The sequence below is a fragment of the Mesorhizobium sp. M1088 genome (assembly GCF_040318575.1).
Classification (GTDB): Bacteria; Pseudomonadota; Alphaproteobacteria; order Rhizobiales; family Rhizobiaceae; genus Mesorhizobium.
The window spans coordinates 66,984-82,700 of sequence record NZ_JAMYMO010000001.1; the positions used below are offsets into that span (position 1 = coordinate 66,984).

General features: G+C 62.5%; 19 protein-coding genes and 1 pseudogene. 6 read left to right on the forward strand and 14 right to left on the reverse strand.

Features of this window, described 5'->3' with window-relative positions; translation table 11 throughout:
• The 7 genes from NKH49_RS00420 to NKH49_RS00450 form a co-directional block, all read right to left on the reverse strand.
• Positions 1-606: a cytochrome c oxidase subunit 3 gene (locus tag NKH49_RS00420; RefSeq protein ID WP_352612087.1), complete on the reverse strand. Its 606-nt coding sequence runs from the start codon at positions 604-606 to the stop codon at positions 1-3.
• The gene (ctaD, locus tag NKH49_RS00425) at positions 603-2,579 is read right to left on the reverse strand and encodes a cytochrome c oxidase subunit I (protein WP_352612089.1); all 1,977 of its coding nucleotides are present in this window, start codon (positions 2,577-2,579) and stop codon (positions 603-605) included. The genes NKH49_RS00420 and ctaD overlap by 4 nt, the downstream gene beginning before the upstream one ends.
• Positions 2,576-3,550 (reverse strand): cytochrome c oxidase subunit II, encoded by a 975-nt coding sequence (coxB, locus tag NKH49_RS00430; protein ID WP_352612091.1) that lies wholly within the window; start codon positions 3,548-3,550, stop codon positions 2,576-2,578. Before coxB ends, ctaD begins: the two co-directional genes overlap by 4 nt.
• Positions 3,551-3,588: 38 nt before the next feature.
• A complete protein-coding gene (locus NKH49_RS00435) occupies positions 3,589-4,122 on the reverse strand; it encodes a c-type cytochrome (RefSeq protein ID WP_254818823.1) in 534 nt (177 codons plus the stop codon).
• Positions 4,119-4,952: a substrate-binding domain-containing protein gene (locus NKH49_RS00440; RefSeq protein WP_352612093.1), complete on the reverse strand. Its 834-nt coding sequence runs from the start codon at positions 4,950-4,952 to the stop codon at positions 4,119-4,121. Before NKH49_RS00440 ends, NKH49_RS00435 begins: the two co-directional genes overlap by 4 nt.
• 16 nt (positions 4,953-4,968) lie before the next feature.
• The gene (locus NKH49_RS00445; protein WP_352612696.1) at positions 4,969-6,726 is read right to left on the reverse strand and encodes a methanol/ethanol family PQQ-dependent dehydrogenase; all 1,758 of its coding nucleotides are present in this window, start codon (positions 6,724-6,726) and stop codon (positions 4,969-4,971) included.
• 104 nt (positions 6,727-6,830) lie between these two features.
• Complete coding sequence (locus tag NKH49_RS00450; RefSeq protein ID WP_352612095.1) at positions 6,831-7,610, reverse strand: heme-binding protein; 780 nt, start codon at positions 7,608-7,610, stop codon at positions 6,831-6,833.
• Between the two features lie 215 nt (positions 7,611-7,825).
• Between NKH49_RS00450 and NKH49_RS00455 the strand changes: the two genes are divergently transcribed.
• From NKH49_RS00455 to NKH49_RS00470, 4 genes are all read left to right on the forward strand, one after another.
• Entirely contained in the window at positions 7,826-8,656 is an 831-nt protein-coding gene (locus tag NKH49_RS00455) for an SIR2 family NAD-dependent protein deacylase (protein ID WP_352612097.1), read from the forward strand.
• Between the two features lie 118 nt (positions 8,657-8,774).
• The gene (locus NKH49_RS00460; protein ID WP_352612099.1) at positions 8,775-8,933 is read left to right on the forward strand and encodes a hypothetical protein; all 159 of its coding nucleotides are present in this window, start codon (positions 8,775-8,777) and stop codon (positions 8,931-8,933) included.
• 4 nt (positions 8,934-8,937) lie between these two features.
• Positions 8,938-9,573 (forward strand): LysE family translocator, encoded by a 636-nt coding sequence (locus NKH49_RS00465; RefSeq protein ID WP_352476452.1) that lies wholly within the window; start codon positions 8,938-8,940, stop codon positions 9,571-9,573.
• Between the two features lie 82 nt (positions 9,574-9,655).
• A complete protein-coding gene (locus tag NKH49_RS00470) occupies positions 9,656-10,153 on the forward strand; it encodes a hypothetical protein (RefSeq protein WP_254818816.1) in 498 nt (165 codons plus the stop codon).
• A 41-nt stretch (positions 10,154-10,194) separates the two neighbouring features.
• Here NKH49_RS00470 and NKH49_RS00475 read toward each other — a convergent pair whose 3' ends face one another.
• The 3 genes from NKH49_RS00475 to NKH49_RS00485 all read right to left on the reverse strand — a co-directional run bounded on the left by NKH49_RS00475 (position 10,195) and on the right by NKH49_RS00485 (position 11,196).
• On the reverse strand, positions 10,195-10,485 hold the full coding sequence (locus NKH49_RS00475) for a DUF982 domain-containing protein (protein WP_352612102.1): 291 nt from the start codon (positions 10,483-10,485) through the stop codon (positions 10,195-10,197).
• A 41-nt stretch (positions 10,486-10,526) separates the two neighbouring features.
• The gene (locus NKH49_RS00480) at positions 10,527-10,874 is read right to left on the reverse strand and encodes a DUF982 domain-containing protein (protein ID WP_352612104.1); all 348 of its coding nucleotides are present in this window, start codon (positions 10,872-10,874) and stop codon (positions 10,527-10,529) included.
• Between the two features lie 118 nt (positions 10,875-10,992).
• Positions 10,993-11,196 carry a hypothetical protein gene (locus NKH49_RS00485; RefSeq protein ID WP_292657608.1) on the reverse strand — a complete coding sequence of 68 codons (204 nt, stop codon included), beginning with the start codon at positions 11,194-11,196 and terminating at the stop codon, positions 10,993-10,995.
• Positions 11,197-11,513: 317 nt separating this feature from the next.
• Between NKH49_RS00485 and NKH49_RS00490 the strand changes: the two genes are divergently transcribed.
• Together NKH49_RS00490 and NKH49_RS00495 are read left to right on the forward strand one after the other, a co-directional pair.
• Positions 11,514-12,077 carry a sigma-70 family RNA polymerase sigma factor gene (locus NKH49_RS00490; RefSeq protein WP_352488584.1) on the forward strand — a complete coding sequence of 188 codons (564 nt, stop codon included), beginning with the start codon at positions 11,514-11,516 and terminating at the stop codon, positions 12,075-12,077.
• A gap of 50 nt (positions 12,078-12,127) precedes the next feature.
• Positions 12,128-12,256, forward strand: coding sequence for a hypothetical protein (locus NKH49_RS00495; protein WP_352502174.1), 129 nt, complete (start codon positions 12,128-12,130; stop codon positions 12,254-12,256).
• 188 nt (positions 12,257-12,444) lie between these two features.
• On the opposite strand, the gene NKH49_RS00500 is transcribed toward NKH49_RS00495, so the two are convergent.
• The 4 genes and pseudogenes from NKH49_RS00500 to NKH49_RS00515 all read right to left on the reverse strand — a co-directional run bounded on the left by NKH49_RS00500 (position 12,445) and on the right by NKH49_RS00515 (position 15,711).
• Positions 12,445-12,663 (reverse strand): hypothetical protein, encoded by a 219-nt coding sequence (locus NKH49_RS00500; RefSeq protein ID WP_023676213.1) that lies wholly within the window; start codon positions 12,661-12,663, stop codon positions 12,445-12,447.
• A gap of 225 nt (positions 12,664-12,888) precedes the next feature.
• A pseudogene (locus tag NKH49_RS00505) lies at positions 12,889-13,653 on the reverse strand (class I SAM-dependent methyltransferase); the annotation flags it as partial.
• Positions 13,650-14,639 carry a GNAT family N-acetyltransferase gene (locus NKH49_RS00510; RefSeq protein ID WP_352872149.1) on the reverse strand — a complete coding sequence of 330 codons (990 nt, stop codon included), beginning with the start codon at positions 14,637-14,639 and terminating at the stop codon, positions 13,650-13,652. The gene NKH49_RS00510 and the pseudogene NKH49_RS00505, both read right to left, overlap by 4 nt.
• A gap of 7 nt (positions 14,640-14,646) precedes the next feature.
• The gene (locus tag NKH49_RS00515) at positions 14,647-15,711 is read right to left on the reverse strand and encodes a glycosyltransferase family 4 protein (protein ID WP_352612108.1); all 1,065 of its coding nucleotides are present in this window, start codon (positions 15,709-15,711) and stop codon (positions 14,647-14,649) included.
• Positions 15,712-15,717 lie beyond the last annotated feature (6 nt).

Here is a 15,717-nt window from a genome sequence, read left to right on the forward strand (position 1 = left end):
TCAGTCAAGCCTCGGCATCCAATAGATCAACAGATAGATCGGGATCCAGGTCGCGACCACGAAATCCCAGTAGAAGACGTTGTCGCCAACATCCCCGAAACGCCGGCCGCTATAGCCATGGCGCGTGAACATCAGGACCGTCAGCACCAGCGTGTCGCCGACGTCGGTGATCAGGTGTGTGGTGTGGAGGCCGAGCAGGACCCACAGCATTGAGCCGTACGCATTGGTATCCCAATAGATGTTGAGGGCCGGAAATTCGAACCACCGCACGACAAGCGGTGCGATACCGAGCAGCGTCATGACGATCAGGCCGATGCGCACGGGCACCATGGCACAGGCTTCGGCGTAGCGGTTCAGTATGTGATTGGGCACCACGCTGGCGAGCAGCAACAGTGTGACGATGGTGCCTGGCCAATGGTTGGGCGGCGGCACGCCCAATGGCCAGTCGGGCGACAGATAGGCGAGGTAAAGATAGGCGCCTGCGGCGAGCGCGAAGCCGGTGCCCTCCAGCGCCATGAAAGCGAGAGTGCCCCACCAGGTCGGGCTGCGCGGTCCGATCCCGAAGGTCGGGAGTTTGGAAAGATCGGCGGCAGGACGCTGTTTCATTCCTCATCCTCCGGATCGCCTTTCGGCCAGAACCAACCGATCAAAGTGATGGCGATTGGCCCGGCTCCCCAGACCACCGCCCACGGGCTGAAGATCGAATAGAGAAAGGTGGCGCCGACGGCGAGCGCGGCGAACAATGGCCAGATCGACGGCGTCGCCGACTTCTCGCGCACATCTGGATGCGCCTCTGCCACCGTCGAAATGACAAGTTCGCGCGCGTCGACGCGAAGCCCGGTCGCGACAGGCAGCGTGTCACGTTCGGCCCAGAGCGGCTCGGAGTGGGTAACCACCGGAATCCGAGCGAAATTATAGCTCGGCGGCGGGGAGCTTGTCGCCCATTCAAGCGTGCCCGCATTCCAGGGATTGTCCCCGGCCGGGGCGCCCCTCGAGGCGCTGTACACCAGGTTTATGGTGAACAGAACGAAGCTTAGGAACAGGACGACCGCGCCGGCTGTGATGAACAGGTTGATGTTGCCCCAGCCGAGCTCCACCGGATAGGTGTAGACCCGGCGCGGCATGCCCCACAGGCCGACAATGTGCATCGGAAAGAACGCCGCATTGAAGCCTATGAAGGCAAGCCAGAAGTGCCAGCGTCCAAGACGCTCGCTCATCATCCGGCCGGTGATCTTGGGGAACCAGAAATAGGTCGCGCCAAGCAGCGGGAACACCGACCCGCCGATCAGCACGTAGTGGAAATGCGCGGTAACGAAATAGGTGTCGTGTACTTGCAGGTCCAATGGCACCGACGCCAGCATCACGCCGGTCAGGCCGCCCGCGACGAACGTGAAGAAGAAGCCGAACACGAACAGCAGCGGCGTCCTCATTATCGGGCGTTCGTCCCACAATGTCGCCAGCCAGCAGAAGATCTGCAGCCCGTTCGGGATGGCGATCAGCATGCTCGAGGCGGTGAAGAAGCTCGCGCCGAGCTTGGGCAGGCCAGTTGCGAACATGTGGTGAACCCACAGGCCGAACGACAGGAAGCCGACCGAAATCAGCGACAGAACCATGCCCAGATAGCCGAATACCGGACGCCGGGCGAAAGCGGCGATGATCGAGGACACCATGCCGGTGGCCGGCAGGAAAATGATGTAGACTTCGGGGTGGCCGAAGAACCAGAACAGGTGCTGGAACAGCAGTACGTCGCCACCCTCGGCGGGATTGAAGATATGGGTGCCGACCAGACGGTCGAGGATCAGGAAGGTCGACGTGATCATGACCGCCGGCATGGCGAACACGATGACGAAGGAGGTGACCAGCATCGCCCAGACATAGAGCGGAATCTTGTCCAGCGACATGCCCGGCGCGCGTTGCTTCAGCACGGTGACGATGGTGGCAACCGCGACCGCCAACGACGACACTTCGGTATAGGTGATCATCTGCGCCCACACGTCGGAACGTTTGCCTGGCCCGAATTCAGGACCGGACAGCGGCACGTAAGAAAACCAGCCGACGTCGGGCGCCATGTCGAGTGCAAACGACACCCAGGCGAAGAGGCCACCGGAGAGATAAATCCAGAAGCTGAATGCATTGAGGCGCGGAAAGGCGATGTTGCGGGTGCCGACCATCAGCGGCACGAGATAGATGCCGGTCGCCTGAACGATTGGCACTGCAAACAGGAACATCATGGTCACGCCATGCATGGTGAATAGCTGGTTGTAGCGGTCCGGCCCGATCAGCCCGCGCTCCGGCCCCGACAGTTGGATGCGCATGGCAACGGCGCTGAGGCCACCGAGGCACAGGAAGACGAAAGCGGTGATCAGGTACCGCCGCGCGACAATTTTGTGGTCGACGCTCGAGAGCGCACCGATGATGCCCGGCACGGTCTGCCATGTCCGCGCCAGCCAGCGCTCGAGGCTGGCGTCGTCGAGGCCGGTATCGCGAGGGCCGTCGCGCTCGGGAGCCAGGTCACCCTTTTGTGCTGCGGCGCGTTGCGGGGCGAGGTCTCGCCCATGGGCTAGGTCGGCGCTGCTCATTTCAAGCCCTCGAGATAGGCTACTATCGCGTTCAGCTCGTCCCCGTTCAGTCCCACCACGGGCATGTGGGCACCTGGCTTGATCCCTTGCGGATCGGCTATCCAGGCTGCGAGATTGCCGCGGCTCATCGCCAGCGTTCCGGCAGCGAGCGTCCGCCGGCTTGCGATATGTGTAAGGTCGGGAGCGACCGTACCGCCGGCGATGGTGCCGCCGATCTTGTGGCACATCACGCATGGTCGTTTGAGGAACAGGTCGTGGCCGGCTTTGGCCTCGGTCGACACGGGAGCAGCTGCCGGCCGCAGCTGATCGTTCAGCCACGCGTCGAAGACGGGCCGAGGTTCGGCGATGATGAAGGTGCTCATATTGGCGTGCTGCGCGCCGCAGAACTCGGCGCACTGGCCGCGATAGACGCCGGGCTTGTCAGCCTTCAGATCGAGAACGTTCTCGTGGCCTGGAATGAGGTCCAGCTTGCCCGAGAGGTTCGGCACCCAGAAGGAATGGATGACGTCGGTCGAGGTTACTACAAGCCGCACCGGCTCGCCCGCCGGGATGTGGATTTCATTGGCGGTCGTCAGGATGCGGTTCGGCTGATCGTTTTCGTAGCGCACCTCCCACCACCATTGATGCCCGGTCACCCGGATCGTCAGCGCCGCATCCAAGCCGATGGCGGCAAGCGTCCGGTTAGCGACGTAGCTCAGCAGCGTCAGGCCGACCAGGATCAGGGCGGTAGCGGCGAGTGCGGCGACGACAATTCGCATCTTGCCGCGCTCGGCGGCAGCGTCGAGGACAAGCGGATCGCCGACCGGCGCGGGGCGTCGGGCCAATGGCAGGATCAGCACGGCCATCACCAAAAGCCAGACCACCGTGCACAGTGCTGTGAAGAACCAGATCAGCCATGCAAGCTCGCTCGCGGCCGGGCCTTTTGGGTCAAGCGCGGATTGCCAGCCGCTGCATCCTGCAAGGAGCAGCATGCAGGCTGCGCCGCAGCACACGCTGCAAACAAGGCGGTTCACGGCGACTTCCCCAGAGTCGCGGCATCCGGCAGGCGATTTTCGGACGGATGGGGCATCATGTCGTCGTCGCGGCTCGGCGCAGCCGATTTTGGCGCGTTGCCGCTCAACGCGCGGACGAAGGCCGCAAGCTCCCAGATCTGGTCGTCCGGGATCTTGTCCCGGAAGCTCGGCATGCCGTTTGGCCGACCGTCCCTGATCGTGGCGTGGATGCTTTCGATCGAGCTGCCATAGAGCCACTTCTGGTCCATGAGCGCCGGGCCCATGCCGCCACCGCCATTGGCATGGCAGCCGGAACAGTTAAACCAGTTGAACAGACGCTTGCCCTCGCTGAGGTGGAAGGCGTTGGCCTCGAACACTCCGGCCTTGTTGTTGGACGAGGCTGGCCGCTGGCCGCCCGGCTCGAGGGCCGTTACGGCTGCCGGTTGGTCGCCCGAGCCGAGCGCCGACTGTGGACGCGTGTCGCGTTCCTCACGCTGGCAGGCGGCAAGAACGAGCATCGCCGACAGCACGCATGGAAGGCCGCGGTTCATCGCGCTGCCGCCCCGGCGATGTCGAGGCGAGGCACGTCATATGCCGCCAGGATTGCATCGATCTCGGCGCGGTGTTTGGCGAGCGCTGCGTCTACCTCGCTGCGCAGCGCATCGTCGTCGTGGCGCACGCCCATCGAGATGTCGTAGATCATCGGCAGCAGCGGACCGTCGATGCGCGGTGCAACCGGCGTAATCCGCAACGGTACTTTTTGCCTGGCACCGAAGTAGCCGGCCAACGGCCCCCAGACGACGGCCATATCGATGTCGCCATTCGCGACCGCCTCAATGATGCGCGCTGGCGGGTTTGGCGCCGAATAGTCGCCATAGACGGGGAAACCGACGAGATGGCCGACGATGCCGCGACTGCCGAGCGCCTGGACGGGTGGCGAGTTGGCGCCGTCGTCGCCGATCAGCTGGACGCCGATGTGCAGATCGCGCAGGCGAGGATCGTTGAAGGACGCGATTTCCGGCGCATCTCTGCGTGTCACGAAGACGTAGGAAGACCGGTAGTAGGGCGCGGTGGTGCGCAGCATCTCGAGATTGGTGGGCGTCCCGGGCACCAGATCGCACAGGCCGGCTTTCAGCGTGTTGCGGACGAAGCCGCGCCGCTGTGCCCACCACGTGTAGGAAACAGTCGCACCCAGCTCCCGGGCGACGAGTTCGGCAATCTTGTTTTCAAAGCCTTCCCGGGTGGCATTGGAGAACGGCATGTTGTTGGGATCTGCGCAGATCCTCAACTCGCGCGCATCGGCAACGGCGGCCACAAGCGAGAGCGCCAGTGCGCCAACCGCGGCGGCAAGCCGCCGCGAACGCGTTTTCCGTGAGCACATAACGCGGCCGATCGTCTCAAGGCAGCCGGAACACATACAGCGTACCTCCCGCCGTGGTTACATCCTTCAGATCCTTCATGACGTTGACGAAGCCGAGCGCAGCGGTGGCGTCGCGCGGGTCGAGATCGCCGGATACGATCGCACCGGCCCAGCCGCCGACGCCCGAAAGAACCGCAACATATTGGTGCCCGTCCGGGCCGCGATAGGTGATCGGCTGGCCGATGATGCCGGACGACGTCTTGAACTGCCAAAGCAGTTCGCCGGTCCTGGCGCTGACCGCCTTGAACCAGCCTTCCATCGTGCCATAGAACACGACGTTGCCGGCGGTGGCGACCGCGCCGCTCCACACCGGAAAGTTCTCCTTCAGGCTCCACGCCGGCTTGGCGGCGGCGACATCCCAGGCAGTAAATGCACCGCGATTGCCGCCCGGCCCGGGAATCATGCGCACGTTCATGCCGACATAGGGCGTGCCGGCGATGTAATTCACCTCGACGCCTTCTTCGTCCATGCACATGTTATTATGCGGGATGTAGAGCAGGCCGGTCTTGGGCGAGAACGCCGAAGGTTGCCAGTCCTTGAGGCCCGATGCGGTGGGACAGATGTCGCGGACGACCTTGCCGGTGCCGGTCTTCTTGTCCGGATTTACAATCAGCCGGCCGGTCTTCAGGTCGACGCCCTTGCTGGAATTGACAGGCCCGAACGGCACTGCCGACAGTACTTCGCCCGTAGTGCGGTCCAACAGATAGACGTAGCCGTTGCGTTCCGGTCGGACCAGCACCTTGCGGGGCTTGCCCTGCCAGGTCATGTCGAGCAGCACCTGTTCGTTGATGCCGTCGTAGTCGTGCAAATCGTGCGGGGTCCATTGATAAAACCATTTTGCTGCGCCGGTGTCGGGATCGCGGGCAAAGATGCCGGCGGTCCATTTGTTGTCGCCGGGCCGCAGATCCGGATTCCACGGACCGGGATTTCCGGTGCCGTGGAAGATCAGGTTGAGGTCCGGGTCATAGGAAATCCAGCCCCACACATTGCCGCCGCCGATCTTCCAGGCGTCGGGCGGCCACGATGTCACCCCGAGATCCTTGCCCTTGTCCATGTCGTAATGCGGCTTGAAATCGGGGCCGATCAGCACGTCGGCGTCCGGGCCGGTATTGTAGGCCGTCCAGACGACGTGCCCGTCGCCGGCGTCGAGCGCCTTGATCCAGCCGCGTACGCCCATTTCGCCGCCGGAATTGCCGACCAGTACCTTCCCCTTCACCACCAGCGGCGCCATGGTGATGGTCTCGCCGATATTGATGTTGCCGATATGGGTGTTCCAGACCGGTTTGCCGGTGGCCGCATCGACGGCGATGGCATGACCATCGAGCGTGTTGAAATAGATGTGCCCGTCGAAGAAGGCCGCACCACGGTTGACCACGTCGCAACAGGCAACGCCCTGCGCGGCGGGCTCGGGATTGGGCTCGAATTTCCACTTCATCGGCGCGCCGGGCTTGGTAAGGTCAAGCGCATAGAGGATGTTGGGAAACGGCGTCACGATGTACATCGTGTTGCCGACGACCAGAGGCGCAGCCTCCTGGCCCTTGTTGACGCCGGTCGAGAAGGTGAAGGCCACCTGCAGGTTTTTGATGTTGTCTTCGGTGATCTCCGCAAGTTCGCTGTAGCGGGTCGAGGCGTAGTTCTTTGCCGGCATCGCCCACTGGCCGTCGTCGGGCGGAGCAGCCGCGGCCGGCGGATTTATCGCAGGGCCTGATAAAGACTGAGCAACCGCCGCCGTCATCAGTGCAAACCCCGCCAGCAGCGTCCATCCCAGCCTCGCAGCCATTGGCCTGTTTCCGCCTTTGGCTGACACACGAGTTTTCGCCGCCACTTGTCGCCCTTTCCTCATTTGCGTATCGAGCCGCCGACCCCGGCGCCAAGCTCCGCCGCCACGTCCGCCTCGCTTCCGGCACACAATGGATGGCCCCAGCCGGAAGCGCTCTTGCCGCCGGGATCGAGGTCGAAAATGATAGCGTCCTTGCGGTTTGGGTTGACGCCTGCCGGTACCTTGTCCAGCCCGAGCGCGGCGCGCACACGCCAGGCGACATTGTGGTCGGCACAGGGGGAATCGCCGCTTATCCCGAGGGCCCCGACGATCCCCTTGCCGTCGTAGAGAGCCAGGCCGCCGCCAAACACGACGACACCGCCGATAGGCTTTCCCAGCAATGGATCGCTGGAGCTTCCAAACGTCGAAGGATCGCCGGCATAGGCCACCGCTGGATTGACCGGATTGGTGGCCTGCAGGCCGAATAGAGGACCGCCGGGCTGCACCGGCGCATAGAGGTTCGCGGTGGACAACGCCATGTGGGCGAGGCTGAGCCCGTTGGCGGTATTGGCTTTTTCGGCGGCGATCAGCCGGCTGCCAGGCCACTGGGCGTCGGCGGTAGGCCCACTGAAGGCGACGGCGCAGACAGTTCCGTCGCGAGCCACGACTGCCGCCCATTCATTAGTGTCGAAGCCGCCATTGCCGGGACCGCCGCTGGATTTGACGTTGGCCTTGAGGGCGGCCAGCAACTTGTCATGGTCGGCCGGGCAAGGTGCTTGAGCCCAAGCCTTTTGCTGGACGGCGCCGATCGTAAGCAGGAACAGACATAATGCTACCGAGACAATCCGATGGCGATCCATTAGCTGCGCCGTCTTTGTTGAACACTCTCCAACGCGTAGGAGGCGCAGAAGTGCCAAAGGGAACGAAATAAATATCGGATTCGGTCGGACAAACTCGGGCGACCGGAACTCGGGACAGCCGATCTGGGTGTTGGCACTCAACCGGAAATCGGAGTTATTCTTGCGATGGTCCAGGCGCCGTCGGAACAGAGCAGCACTTCTGGCAGTTGTGTCGAATGCTGTCCGCAGTCGAGCAACTGGCTCAATCGGTGAAAGAGCGACGAGCTATCTTGTTCGTTGGAGCCGGGGTGTCGATGAGCGTCGGCTTGCCGTCTTGGCAAAAGCTCATCGAACACATGCAAAACGAGCTCGGCCTTGACGAGGACATGATCGGCGCACCGGAGGCCAGCTATCAGGCGCTTGCCGAATATTACCGGCTGAAGCAGGGGAGCCTCGGCCCTTTGCGCAGTTGGATGGATCGTGAATGGAGCGTCTCGCGGGAAGAAGTGCAGCGGTCGGCAATCCACAAGCTCATCGTATCGCTCGATTTTCCGATCATCTACACCACCAATTATGATCGCAACCTCGAGGTTGCCTTCGAGATTCATGGCCGGCCCTTTGTGAAGGTGGCCAACGCAAAGGACTTGCCCAAGACGACCGGCGAGGTGACGCAGATTATCAAATTCCACGGCGATTTCGACGACGACAAATCGCTGGTCCTGGCGGAGACCGACTATTTCGACCGGCTTTCGTTCGATTCGCCGCTCGACGTGAAGTTTCGCGCCGACGCACTGGGGCGCACCCTCCTGTTCATCGGCTACAGCATGTCTGATATGAACATCCGTCTGCTGTTGCACAGGCTTTGGCAGACCTGGCGGCGGTCGGGCTACGAAAAGAGCCGCCCGAAATCCTTCATCTTCATGTCGCAGCCGAGCATCGTCCAGGAGGCTGTTCTCGGCCACTGGGGCATCGATATGCTGACCGAAGAGGCCGACGATCCTGAGGACGCGCTGCTCGCGTTCCTGAACGAACTCAAGGATAGGGTGGGCCGGCCAGACAGCGCGTGAGAAAACCTGCGGAAAGTGGATTGGTCCGGCAGTGGAACCGACTGATCCGATGTGAGTTCGGGAAGACTAACGTATCCGGGACCGAGCCTGAATGGGCGCACGCAAACACAAGCGAAGAATGCATGCCAAACACGACCTGTCGGCCGAGTTGGCCTATGAGATCGATTTTTTTGCCCGCAGGTGCGGCCTGACGAGGGACGAAGCACTCAAGACGATGCGAGATGCCGGCCAGTTGAAGGACAGCGCGAAGGCATCTTACGAAACCGGGGCGAAGTAGCGGCGTGGATCCCGCTTCGTGGACGGCTTTTGTCGGAACGGTCATCCTGATGCAGATGCCGCCGGGGCCCGACAGTCTGCTGGTGATTGCGCGCGGCATCGGGCAGGGCCGTGATATTGCCCTGTTCACCGTCCTCGGAATGACCCTCGGCGCCGGTATGGTCCAGCTGCCGCTCCTTGCCCTCGGCATATCGTCGCTGCTCCAGGCATCGCCGCTTGCCTTTGCCATGCTTCGCTGGGCGGGTGCAGCTTATCTCGTTTGGCTTGGATCGCGTCTGGTGCTGTTGCCGTCAGCCAGCGTCGCCGTCGAGGAGGCGCGCAATGTCGGACCGCTTGTGGCCGCACGCGAAGGAATGATCGCCAATCTGATAAATCCTTGGCCGATAACCTTTATGGTGGCATTCCTTCCGCAGTTCGTCGATCCTGCTCGCGGATCGGTCACGCTGCAATTGCTGCTGCTCGGTGGCACCCAGAAAATGACCGGTGTGCTGGTGCTGGGCACATATGCACTCGCATCCGGCACGCTCGGGGCCTGGATTATGAAACGACCGAAGGTAAGGCTCTGGCAGCAGCGGGTGGCAGGCTGCGTCGTCGTCGGTCTCGGTATCCGCATGGCAGTCGGTGGTGGCGCGCACCGCTGAGGATCGAGCGATGCAGCGGCCGCCGATGGAACATCCGCCGACAATTTTCGTTGACATGCTCCACAAGGCGAAGAGGTCGAGCATGTCGAAGTTCCAAGCCGCTACCCCGGAGCGTTTGCAGCAGCTCAGGCTTGAGGCAACGGCGCACTTTGCGCCACTCATACTGCGCCAGGCGCTGGTGCGTCTCTGCCGGGCCTGCGGAAGCGATAGCCTCGAACGTTTCGAGAAGACCATGGTCGACCAAATCGAGGCATTGCGTGACGAAAAGGCCGATTTCGACACGATGAAGGAATTTGCCATCGAACAGCTCTATGGCTGGATTCGAGAAGTCAGGTCTTCGCCGGACATGACACAGCCGCTGGAGAGCGTAGATACCCGAAGGACCCCCGGCCGCTCTGAAGAGCCGCAAACGCTGGAAGACCAATTGCAGGCAGGCCTGGAAGATTCCTTCCCGGCAAGCGACCCACCGGCGGTCGTCTCCACCGCGATCCCGGGCGGATCGAAGAAGCTCGTCGGAACCGACGAAATCCTCAGGCAGCAGCGCGAGAAAAAGGCCGAGGACGCCAATCATTCGCGATAAACCAAGCTTTGGGCGGAACTTCAGGGAGGCAGCCTGCCGCTTCACCCGCAGTCCGATATGAAGGCTGTCGTGGCATGCCCATCATGCGGCTCGCCTTCGACAAGAATGTTTGCCTCCCACGCGGCGTCGACAAACGCTTGCCGCGCTTTGCCGGCCGTAATTTCACCGGTTCGGGCGCGATTCAATACATCAGCGGCCGCCAGCGCCAGTGGGGCATTGCGCGCCGGCCATTTCTCGCTTTTCAGGCAATGTACTGCTTCGAAAACGGAACTGACCAATCGCGATCGCCCGGGCTTGCCGAAATAGATGCAAACAGGTGTATCGAACTCCATTCTCTGCACCGTATTCCTCCCGGTTCAAGCAAGGTGTCGCTTCAAGCAAGCTGCGTGTCTTCAGGGTCTACACGACTGTCCGACGGGCGTTTCAGCCAAACGTCGTAGGCCTTCGCAGCTGTTTTGGCGCGTGCTGGTGTTTCGGCTGCGATATCGTAGGCCAGAATGCCCACCTTGCGGGCGAATTTATCGAACGCCGCGCGCACCGTCTCAACGTCGACCTCGTCAGCCAGCCCGGCGCGACAGGCGTCGAACGCCGCCTTGTGCGCCGGACCGCGGCTCGGCCATTCATTTAAGACGTCATAGGCCTGCCAGATATTCTCGACATGGCGAGGGAAACCAAGGCCGACGAGAATTGGAACGGGGCGGCCAAACGATTTTTTTGTCATCTGTGTCTCCGCGAAAGAGCCTGTCGCATCAACGTCCGGGGCAGACTGAAGGCTCATGCTCTTTAACGCGGGATTGCTGCACGGGTTGCAGCAGGTTTGTTCGATCGTGCGCAGCCGGTCACTTGTTGGTCCGCATCTTTTGCCGGGGATTGATACCGCCTTGCGGCGTGGTGTCGTTCTCGACATCGCCTTCGAACGTATTGTTGCCCTGATCGAGCCGGTCGCCCTCCTTGATCGTGCCCCTGGAACTGCCGATGCCGGGATCGTTGGCAAGATCGCTATCGGCCGGCGTTTTGCCTTTGGCGTGCTTGTTTCCTGTCATGGACTCCTCCTGTTTCTTGAGGTGGCGGGCCGCCCTTGAGGTCGCAGCTAAGGCTCGCTACGAGATCGCATTTCGACGCGCCAAGTGTCGGCGCGCGAATTTGTCGGACGACCTTGATTTTGAACTCCGCGATCCCGATGGTTGTTCCGTCAAAAATATCGCCGTCGGCCGGGATTGCTCAGCCAAGTCCTCTCCGGTTTCTGGAGCCGGGTGCTTTCGCCAACCGGAACGATCTTTCGCCCAATGCATTTAACTGGTCTGCGCTCACGAACTCATTCTGGACGGGAGCTGGACCATTGCCACCTACAGCCTACGCCTTGGCGACTCGCGAAACCGAAGAAGTTTCCATCGTCGACCTCATACCCGCTTTGAGGGCTTTCGCCCGCACCTTCTGCCGCACCCCCGATGATGCCGACGACCTGGTCCAGGAGACGCTGACCAAGGGCTTGGCCAACATTGACAAGTTCGAAGCTGGAACGCGCATGAAGTCATGGCTCTTCACGATCATGCGCAACACCTACTACACGCGTGTCAGGGCCGCGGTGAGGGAAGCGCCCGGCCTGCTCGACTGCGCTTCGCTGCGGCCGATCTCGGAAGCGACGCAGGAATGGTCCGTACAGGGCAAGGAGGTCCACCAGGCCATCCAGAGCCTTCCTGAGCACCAGCGCGAGGTTCTGATGTTGATAGGCGTTCTGGGCGTCAGCTATGAGGAAACGGCCGAAATATGCGGTTGCGCGGTGGGAACCGTGAAGAGCCGGCTCAACAGGGCACGCGCCGGCGTGCTGGAATACCTTGGCGAAAGTTCCTCGCAAACCCTGATGGAAAGGCGCAGCTATCTGTCCGAAGGACAACTGGACTTCGAAGCCGAGAGGCGCCGCTAATACACGTCACGTTAGTTGCTGGTCTCGCGCAAGCGCCTTTCGACAAGCGCATGCTGCAACTCGATCGCAAGTTTGGTCAGCCGGTCAGGAACCCTTTCCTGTTCGATGGCCGCAAGCAAGGAAGCGATTTCCCGGTCTATCGTCAGATCGGCACGCGTGCTGACAGAATCTTCCCTTGAGCGAGACATCGCGTTCTCTTGGCAAATGTTGGTCCCTTCACCTCACTCTGGTGGCAACAGTGCGAGTTTGCAAGAATTTGCAGGCCATCCATGCGACCGGCTTCGGTCCTTGCACAGCTTCGTCAGCGGTTGGCCTCTCGCTGCGTTTCAATTGCTCGCCGGCTGCAAGCCATATGCCGCCGCAACGATCAGTCTTCAGGCCGCCGATCCGCCGAATGATCCTGGTACTGCTCGGACTTGACCCGATTGCCGTCGAGCCCACGCTCCTTGGTGTGCTGCTTCTTGTCTCTGTTGGACAGAACGGCGTTCTCTCCGATCTTGTCCTTGGGAAGATCGGTCATCGCGCCAGCGCCAGCGCCTTTGCCGTGACTGCCGCGACCGATGTGCTTCTTGCTTCCGGACGCCATCTTGTCCTCCTTCATACCGTCGAATAGCGGCTTTTCCCGTTCGGCATCCGAACCAGCGTTGGGCCGCAATGTTCCGCCGGAAATCGTAAGCAGGAAGGCATCGCCGTCCCAGTGCCGGAACGGCTTTTCGCCGTCGACGAGGACTTGCATGCCATTTGCGTTGGCGAAGTTATGGACATCGGCGCGATCCAGCGCCGGCGATCCGCGATATGAATAATTCAAAAGCGCGGCCATCCCCGGCCTCTTCAGCACGCGCGCGATTTCCACGAAATGTCGCTCCGCAAGGCCGGCCAGCACCAGATAGGGAAAGCTGTCGACGGCCAGCACGCGGTCGAAGCTTGCATCGCAAAAATCGGCAAGATCGAAACCGCGCGTAGGGCGGAATTCTACATTGCCGAGCCCGGCGCATCGCCGGCGGGCGATCGAGATCATCGCTGGGGATATATCGCTGCCGACGATCCGGTGCGACAGAGCGGAGAGCGCCTGTTCGAACCGACCGATACCACAGCCGATATCCAGTATGTCGTAGTCGGTACCGGTAAAGCCTCGCCTCTCCAGCCATGCAACGATCTCAGCCGTAGCGGCAGAGAGCTTTTCCTCATTGCCCAGCGATGACAGCTGGACGCTCGCCGCCGGGGAGATCGCCGCCGCCGCGTCAAACCCGGCCGCCAGCCGTTTGACGACCGCATCGTCGGTCTCGTCCTCCCCACGCTCGTGCCGAACGGCACCACCTGTTTTGCGCAGCGTGGCGAAGATCTCGGGCCTGCGCTGCAGCAGGTCGGCAATCCGTTGTAGTTTTGCCGTCTTTCGCGAATCGGCCGAATGTGTGGTTTGTGCAATCTTCGCCAGTTCTGCGGCTTCGATTCCTGTCTCGAAACGGAGAGCCAGCCTGGCGATGACGGCTTCGACGCCGGCACCGTCTGCCATGCAATCCTCCAGCACCCGCCTTGCTGATATCGACCGCCGAGATTCTGGCTGGGTCGCGCTCATCGCCCTTTGCTCCGCGTCCAGATCTTGCGCATCGTCCACCGGTCTACGGCGCCCCAGCTGTACTTGTAGGCCTCTTGTCCGCGCAGAAAATCGAACTCTTCCGCGCCTTCGCAGATCGCCTGCCTTATCGCCTGGCCGATGAGCAGCGCGCCGGGACTTTCCTCGGCATAGGCCGGATCGAAGCCACCGAGATAAGCGCAAGCGCGGCCACGATGATGGAACCCGTAATAGGCGCCCACGATCGCGTTACCGATCGTGATAAGCCAGCATCGGGCAAGCACCTGTGCGACCAGCTGCGGCAGCGCCTGACGGTGGAATTCTTCCACGCGGGAATCGGACAGCACGCCGTCGCCGTGTCCGGCCCAGCGCGCGCGGTGAAGGCGGATCAGCTGGTCGAGGAATGTCTGCGGATCGGACAAAGCGGGTTCGATGGAGACACTGCCGCGTCTCGACGCGGCCCTGTGGGCGCGGCGCAATTGGCGCCTCCGCCGTGCCGGAACGCAGCCTTGAAGCGTCTGGTCGCCGGCGAGGGCGAGCACCGGGCAAGCGGCGTGACCGACGGCTTGGCACGATTCGAGCGCGGCATGCCTGATGGCAAGGCCGGCGCCGCCGGGAGGCAGGTCCTGCAAGATCCACTGTGACCAGCCGACGGAAAGAACGGCGCCACCGATGACTGCGCCGACCGGTTCGGCCATCTCGGGAAGACAAAGGACATCCAGATAGTCGCTCAACGAAATGCCGAGCGGAAGCAATCGCGCGCCGGCGTCGTGGCGTTCCAGATAGAGTGGCGCCAGGCCGACCAGATCGTCGCCACGCCAGACGGCGACCGTCGCCAGCTCGCCGGGAGCAAATGTCCGCCACCATGGCAGCAACCATGCGGGAGACTGGAACGGCGTCGCCGAGGGACTGCGCGACCAGAGTTCCCACCAGTGCGGCTCGAGGGCTTCGAGGTCCGCCGGATCGTCGATGATCTGACTGCGGAGCATGTCCTGCTCACCTCGCCGTCGCGAGCTGCCCGCTGTCTGTGCCGAGCCGTGCCAGCGCCCGATAGGCGTCCATGTAGGAGGAAACCATGCGGTCGAGTGAAAAGCGCCGCCGCGCCTCGGCTCGGCAGGTCTCGGGGTCCAGGCTGGGTGCGGCAGCGATGGCTTCGGCCATCTCGTCGACATCCCCGACCAGATACCCGGTCTTGCCGTGCTCGACCACATCCGGCAGTGCGCCACTCGGGAAGGCCACCACGGGGGTGCCGCAGGCGAGCGCCTCCATTGCGACGAGCGAACTGGTCTCCGCGGCAAGGCTCGGGATGACTAGGCAGCGGGCTGTATTCAGCAGGCGCCGCTTGGCGACAAAGCCGAGCGGACCAAGGAAGCGGCGCCGGTCGTCCAGCCGGGGTTCGACCTCGTCGCGAAAATACGTTGTGTGAGTTTCATAGGGGTAGACCTTGCCACCGATGACCAGCGGCACGCTGGCCTTCTTGGCTGCGTCGAGCGCCAGATGGATGCCCTTTTCCGGGCAGACGCGGCTGAGCACGAGCGCAAAGTCGTGTTTGGCCTTCGGCTCGCTCAGCGCGTCGACGTCCACTCCGTTGGGAATCGGCCCAATCAGCCTGGCTCCCGGCGGCGCGGTTCTTTGCTGAGCCGCCGATACCGCATGCAGCCACAGATCCTCCCGCGCCGGATTGAGAGCGTCGGCCGGATACCAGTCGAGCGGCAAATGCAGGGTCACCAATGTCGGCCCGTCGCCCGGCAGATAGGCATCGAAATCGATACCGTGCAAATGGACCACGTCGATTGGCCAGCGAGCGCGCGCGGTAGCAATTGCGGCGCAATGAGCACGCTGCGCCCGGCGCTTCGCCGCTTCATCGAGCACGCCCGGTTCGGCCGGCGTCTCGATGAGGACACCCGCAGCGCTCGAGCCCTGGCAGCCGATCACGATCGAGCGGTGTCCGGCCTGTACGAGCGCCTGGTCGAGCATCGACAGCACCTGCTCGGCACCACCGACCGCATCCGGCCCGACCGGGGCGAGGGGATAGGCGACGTTGAGGACGGTGAGCGTCATGGCTGG